A 1957-nucleotide genomic window follows, 5' to 3' on the forward strand; every position below is an offset into this window, starting at 1 on the left:
GTAGATTTAATGTGTCTTTATAATCGCTCATTTAAGCTACTACTCTGTTTTGTTTGAATAAAATAAAAAAAATGAAATAAAAGGCTATTTGGCAAACAGCTGTTTCGCCCTTTCTATGTCACGATGAATCTGCTCAATCAGCTCATCTTTACCACCAAATTTTTGCTCATCACGAATTTTCGCAATCGGCTCTATGGTCAGGTGTTTTCCATACACATCGCCGTCAAAATTCAGCAGATGCACTTCCAGACGCTCTTTCCGCTCATTCAGCGTGGGTTTCTTACCAACATTGGCAACACCTTTAATAGACGTACCGCTGATACCCAACACCTTAACTGCGTACACGCCATGCAGTGGGCTTCTAATCCGTTTCAAGGCGATATTAGCAGTAGGAATACCAATCGTTCTGCCCTGTTTGTCGCCATGCGCTACCCGGCCACGAAAGCGATAAGGTCGCCCCAGCAGTTTTTCTGCACGCGCAAAGTCATTATCGGCAATTGCCTGTCGCACCAGGCTGCTGCTAATCCGGACATCCTCTGTGTCAATGTTTTGTACAACAGTCTGGTTGGCTTCGACTGGAAAATGGTCGGTCTGCTTCAATAAAGCAAAGTCACCTTTTCTCTGATAACCAAACTTGAAGTCATCACCAATAAACAGGTGTTGCACTCGTAAAGTTTCGACCAGCACTCGGCGGATAAAATCTTCTGCGCTTAGCTCGGCCAGCTCTCGATTAAACCGCAAACACAGGACGTAATCCACACCTAAATCTTTCAGAGCCAATAGCTTGTCAGTCAGCTTGAAAAGCCTGGCCGGAGCAGCGTCAGGCCGAAAAAATTCTTGCGGGTGTGGCTCAAATACAACAACTACGCTTGGTAGAGATAAAGCTTTGGCTTTAGATGTTAATCGCTGGATAATTGCCTGATGGCCCAGATGGACGCCATCAAAATTACCAATGGTTGCCACGCTACCCTGCGCAAACAGGTTTGAGGGACAACTGTAAAGACCACGAATTAAGCGCATGAACGCAATATTCTCCAAGCGATGGGCAGCGACGTCGAGCCGTTCAAAGCGGGCAATTATAGCGGACTATGGGTCAGGAATTAACCACCTTTCAATAAATTAGCCATATTTCATCGGAATTGAACCAAGTCGGATAACCTGCCAATATATGACCTACTCCCGAACCGCGATGGAAAACTTCTAACTTTATGAAAACACAACTAAAAACCTTATTCGTATTCCTGGCCAGCCTTTTGCTCACCAGCTGTGTCTGCTTTTTCTCACCCGATTATGACTTAACCGATGAGGAGCAGGCTTTTTTTAACAACCTTGCTCATATGTGCGGCAGCCAGTTTGTTGGCAAGTCGACCTATCCTGATGATCCCAATCATGACTTTGCAGGCAAAAAGCTGGTTGCAACCATTGATGGCTGTGGCCCGCGTTATGTTTCTATTCCATTTCATGTTGGCGAAGATAAATCCAGAACCTGGATAATCTACAAGACTGACAACGGTTTAAGATTACGCCATGACCATCGTCATGAAGATGGTACGCCTGATGAACAAACCCTTTATGGCGGCTATTCCGCACCCTATAAAGGCGAACAGCCGACTCAATATAAGCAATTTTTCCACGCTGACGACTACACCTTTGAGATGATTCCTGAAGCCGAAAGTAACGTCTGGATGCTGGAGTACAATCCAGAAACCCAGGAACTGACCTATTATCTGGAGCGCCACCAACAGCCACGATATAAAGCAGTGTTGAAGTTAGTTGAAGAGAAATAACTTAAATTTAAGTTCTTTCCCTTCACCTGAAAAGTAGTTGGTGTAGTTGGTATAGGTTGGGTTAGAAGCTTGCTTCGTAACCCAACAAGTTGAATTGATGGGTTACGACTTTGTCTAACCCATCCTTGTATCTCTCCTGATAGAATGATTAGCTATCTTTCTATCGCCCA

Annotated in this window: 2 protein-coding genes; one reads left to right on the top strand and one right to left on the bottom strand. The window is 44.8% G+C overall.

Features of this window, described 5'->3' with window-relative positions; all coding sequences use genetic code 11:
* Positions 1 to 84 precede the first annotated feature (84 nt).
* Positions 85 to 1020 (bottom strand): bifunctional riboflavin kinase/FAD synthetase, encoded by a 936-nt coding sequence (gene ribF, locus HUJ19_RS12060; RefSeq protein WP_290624448.1) that lies wholly within the window; start codon positions 1018 to 1020, stop codon positions 85 to 87.
* A 188-nt stretch (positions 1021 to 1208) separates the two neighbouring features.
* Between ribF and HUJ19_RS12065 the strand changes: the two genes are divergently transcribed.
* The gene (locus HUJ19_RS12065; protein WP_290624449.1) at positions 1209 to 1787 is read left to right on the top strand and encodes a hypothetical protein; all 579 of its coding nucleotides are present in this window, start codon (positions 1209 to 1211) and stop codon (positions 1785 to 1787) included.
* Positions 1788 to 1957 lie beyond the last annotated feature (170 nt).

It is taken from the genome of Kangiella sp., from assembly GCF_014762745.1.
Lineage (GTDB): Bacteria > Pseudomonadota > Gammaproteobacteria > Enterobacterales > Kangiellaceae > Kangiella.

Excerpts from the sequence above, each read along its gene's own strand:
- ribF (WP_290624448.1), bottom strand. The coding sequence starts at position 1,020 with ATGCGCTTAATTCGTGGTCTTTACAGTTGTCCCTCAAACCTGTTTGCG.
- HUJ19_RS12065 (WP_290624449.1), top strand. The coding sequence starts at position 1,209 with ATGAAAACACAACTAAAAACCTTATTCGTATTCCTGGCCAGCCTTTTG.